This window comes from Neorhizobium sp. BETTINA12A (genome assembly GCF_023006485.1).
Classification (GTDB): domain Bacteria; phylum Pseudomonadota; class Alphaproteobacteria; order Rhizobiales; family Rhizobiaceae; genus Neorhizobium.
Genome location: NZ_JALBGW010000272.1, coordinates 1 through 3,842, shown reverse-complemented (window position 1 = coordinate 3,842; position 3,842 = coordinate 1). Strand labels below are relative to the sequence as shown.

Below are 3,842 nucleotides of genomic sequence, written 5' to 3'. Positions count from 1 at the left end.
GCCGGCGGCGGGGCCGGACAGTGCCGTCAGCGCCGGAGCCTGGCGGATGGTGGCCGCACCGGCGACACCGCCATTCGACTGCATCAGCAGCAGCGGGGCTGTGACCTTCTCGTCCTCAAGCCGCTTTTCGAGGCGTCCCACATAGGTGGTGACGCCGGGCATGACGGTGGCGTTGAGCACGGTCGTCAGCGTCCGTTCGAATTCGCGCACGACAGGCAGAACGTCGGTCGAGGTGGTGACGGCGAGATGCGGCAGTTCTGCGCGAAGAATCTCCGCCGCGCGCTTCTCGTGGATCGGATTGGCAAACGCATGCAGCAGGCAGATGGCCACCGCCTCGACGTCCATTCCACGGATCGCCTCGGCCGCAATCCGTACGCTGTCCTCGTCCAGCGCATCGAGAACCGCACCGCCGGCAGCGATGCGCTCGTCGATCTCGACTATACGCGACGCCGGCACCGGCCGCTCCGGCTTCACCCAGGTGTAAAGGTTCGCCTTGCGGGGGATATCCTGGCGGCCGATGTTCAGCACATGGCGAAAACCCTTGGTGGTGACCAGCGCCGTGCGGGCGCCCTTGTCTTCCAGGATCATGTTGGTCGCGACCGTGGTGCCGTGCAGGACCTGGCCGAGCGAGGAGGCCTCGCGGCCGGCATCGGTCAGCGCCAGGCGGATGCCGTTCAGGAATGCCTCCGAAGGATCGGAGGGCACGCTCGGCGTCTTCGCCCGCCAGACCTTGCCGGTGGCGCGGTCGAGAAGGGCCACGTCAGTGAAGGTGCCGCCGATATCGACGGCAACGGAAAGGGACGTATCGACAAAGGTTTCAGGCGAGGACATCGACATACTCCTGACGATGGAATGCACGGGTAGCGGGACGGGTGGCGCGAAGTGCGGCCGTAGCCGCGTGGTCAACCTTGGTGCCCTTCACGACGACGCCATAGAGGCGCTCGGCCGACTCGACACTGACGAAACCGCCGAGCACATCTTCGAGAATGGCATCGAGATTACGGTCGAAGGGATGGCCATAGCCGCCGCCCCCGCCGGTCTCCATGCGCAGCACGTCGCCCTTGACGAGCCTGTTGCCGTCCGAAAGCGGCGGAACCATGCGCTGGTCGGGCCGGCCCGGATTGATGGTGACGCGGCCGGTACCGCCGCCCATGCCGCCATTGATGCCCCAGGGCGGGTTCTTGACGCTGTCAATGCGCACCGCAAGCATCATGTCTTCGGCAAGAATCTCGTATTCGCGGATGATGCCGCAGCCGCCGCGATATTTGCCGGCGCCGCCGGAATCCTTGACGATGCCGTAGGTGCGCAGGCGCACCGGATACCCGACTTCGAGGAACTCGACCGGATAGTTCTCCTGCGCTACGAAATAGACCGCGTCGATGCCATCCGAATCCGGCCGCGCGCCGTAACCGACGCCGATGCCATCGGCGAGCAGGAAGCGCTTCAGCTTGCCCGCGTCATCCTCGTAATCGCCGCGCATGATGGTGATGACATAGGCCGAATTGGAGGCCGGCGCCTTGCCGCCCGCCGTATTGACGAGCCCGTTCAGCGCCGACAGCACGCGCATCATGGTCAGGCCGCGCATGCCGAGCGAGGCCGGGAAGTTCGGCTGCAGGAAGGACCCCTGGCGAAGGTTCACCGCATCCAGCGCCTGCGGGCCGCCGGCATTGCACACCTGGCCCGGATCGCCCCCGAGATAGAAGAGACCGAGCGCCATGCCCGGCACACCGCGGTTCATCAGGAAGTTGATCGGACCGGGCGCTTGATCGTCGGACTCGGTCGCATCGAAGGTGAATTTGTCCTCGCCATTCGCCAGCTTCTCGCGGGTAAGCGCGAGGCGCATCTTGAACGGGCCATTACCATGGCCGTCGCTGTCGATCGCGTCGGTAAATTTGTGCGTGCCGTAGCCGAAGGTCTCGGCCAGCTTGGAGCGCACCAGCTTGCGGGTGCGGGTGAGCAATTGCGCCAGCGCATCCTCCACAACATCGGAGCCGAAGCGGTCGAGGATCTCGCCGATGCGCTTCACGCCGACGTCGACGCTTGCCATCAGCGCCCGCATGTCGCCGATGCTCTGTTCGGGGAAGCGGGAATTGCGATGGAAGATCGACAGCGTCGCCTCGTTGGTAACGCCCTGGTCCATCAGCTTGGTGACCGGGATGATGATGCCTTCCTGGTAGATGTCGGTCGCGTCCGGGCTGATCGAGCCCGGCCGCATGCCGCCGATATCGGCGAAATGCGCCCAGCTCATCACGAAGGCGCAACGCTTGCCGTCCTTGAAGACCGGCGCCAGCAAAACCTGGTCGTTGGAATGGGAAACCGCGCCGCGCGAACCGTAGCAGTCATTGTACCAGTAGAGATCGCCGGGCTTCATCGTATCGGCCGGAAACTTGTCGAAGACCGGGCCCGTCATGTCGCCGAAGACCGGCACCATGGAGCCGACCGCCATGACGCCTTCGCCGTCGAACAATGCCGTATAAAAATCCTTCTTCTCGCGAATGAAGGCGGAGATCGCGGTGCGCTCGAGCAGCGCTTCCATTTCCGACTGGGCGGCGGCAATCGCGCCGCGGATGATTTCGAGCGAGACGGGATCGCAGACGGACCCTTCCGGTTTTACCGCCCTGGCGGGCGTGCTTTCGCTTTCCTTGGGATTGTACATCGTGGAATCCTCGTTGGATGCTGTGGAATGGATCGACCGGGTGCTCACTAGGCACCCCCGATCAGAATGACGACATTGCCGAGACTTCCGCGCTCGACGCGCTCATGGGCCTTGGCGATGTCTTCGAGGGGGAATGTCGCGCCGATGGCGACCTTGAGCCTGCCTGCATCGGCAAGCTCGGCGATCATCCTTGCACCCGCCAGTCGCTGATCCTCGGGGATCAGAAAACCCTGGATGAAGCGCAGGTTGGCGCCCTTGGCTGCAAAGGCGTAGTAGGGAAGAACAGGCGTCGGATTGCTGCTCGACGAATAGGAGGCAACGGTGCCGTTGCGCTTGAGGACGGCGGCATCGAGTTCCAGGTTTGCCCCGAAATCGACCTCGACGACACGATCGACGCCCTGGGTCCCAGTCAGTTCGAGAATACGGGCCGATATGTCTTCCTGCTTGCGGTCGATCGTGGCGAAAGCGCCGGCTTGCCTCACGTGCGCCGCGGCTTCCGGCGTGCTCGCCGTACCAATCACCCGCGCGCCGCCGGCAACCGCCATTTGAACGGCGAAATGGCCGACCGCACCGGCCGCGCCGTTGACGAAGACGGTCTGATCGGTCACCGGGCCATCAGCGAAGACGGCTCGATAGGCGGTCATGGCCGGCACGCCGAGATTGGCGCCGTCGACGAAACTCAAGGCATCGGCAAGCTTCACGGCCTGGTGGGAGGCGATGGCGATGAATTCGGCCGCCGTGCCGAAAGCGCGGCCCGCCTCGCCGTATCCGCCCTGGGCATTCCACATCCAGACACGTTCGCCGATGCGCGCCGGATCGACGCCTGCTCCGGCTGCGATGATCTCCCCCGCACCGTCCGTATGCGGAATGATCAGCTTGTGATCCATGCCCATGCCGCGCCAGCCGCCACGGCGTTTCACGTCGGCAGGATTGATGCCGGACGCATGCACACGCACCAGCACCTCGCCGGGACCGGCGATCGGTGCAGCCATCTCAGCCACGGAGAGAACCTCCGCAGCGGGACCGGTGCATGTGTAGGAAGCGGCAAGCATCAACAACTCCAATTAGTACAGGTGACAGGCGACGGTGCGGGTACCGACCGGTTTCGGGTGGGGCACCTCGGCCGCACAGCGCGCATGGGCTGCCGGACAGCGGTCGCGAAAAACGCAGCCGGAGGGTGGATTGC

The 3,842-nt window shown here is 64.7% G+C and carries 3 protein-coding genes; all 3 read right to left on the bottom strand.

Going from position 1 to position 3,842, the window contains the following annotated elements; translation table 11 throughout:
* Positions 1-831 (bottom strand): hydantoinase/oxoprolinase family protein (locus tag MOV61_RS29050; protein WP_247139066.1); only part of this gene is annotated, 831 nt, incomplete at its 3' end.
* A complete protein-coding gene (locus tag MOV61_RS29045; protein ID WP_247139065.1) occupies positions 818-2,656 on the bottom strand; it encodes a hydantoinase B/oxoprolinase family protein in 1,839 nt (612 codons plus the stop codon). The genes MOV61_RS29050 and MOV61_RS29045, both read right to left, overlap by 14 nt.
* A gap of 47 nt (positions 2,657-2,703) precedes the next feature.
* The gene (locus tag MOV61_RS29040) at positions 2,704-3,708 is read right to left on the bottom strand and encodes an NADPH:quinone reductase (protein WP_247139064.1); all 1,005 of its coding nucleotides are present in this window, start codon (positions 3,706-3,708) and stop codon (positions 2,704-2,706) included.
* Positions 3,709-3,842 lie beyond the last annotated feature (134 nt).

What these genes read in the sequence shown, in the direction of transcription:
- MOV61_RS29045 (WP_247139065.1), bottom strand. Translation starts at nt 2,656, where the DNA reads ATGTACAATCCCAAGGAAAGCGAAAGCACGCCCGCCAGGGCGGTAAAA.
- MOV61_RS29040 (WP_247139064.1), bottom strand. Translation starts at nt 3,708, where the DNA reads ATGCTTGCCGCTTCCTACACATGCACCGGTCCCGCTGCGGAGGTTCTC.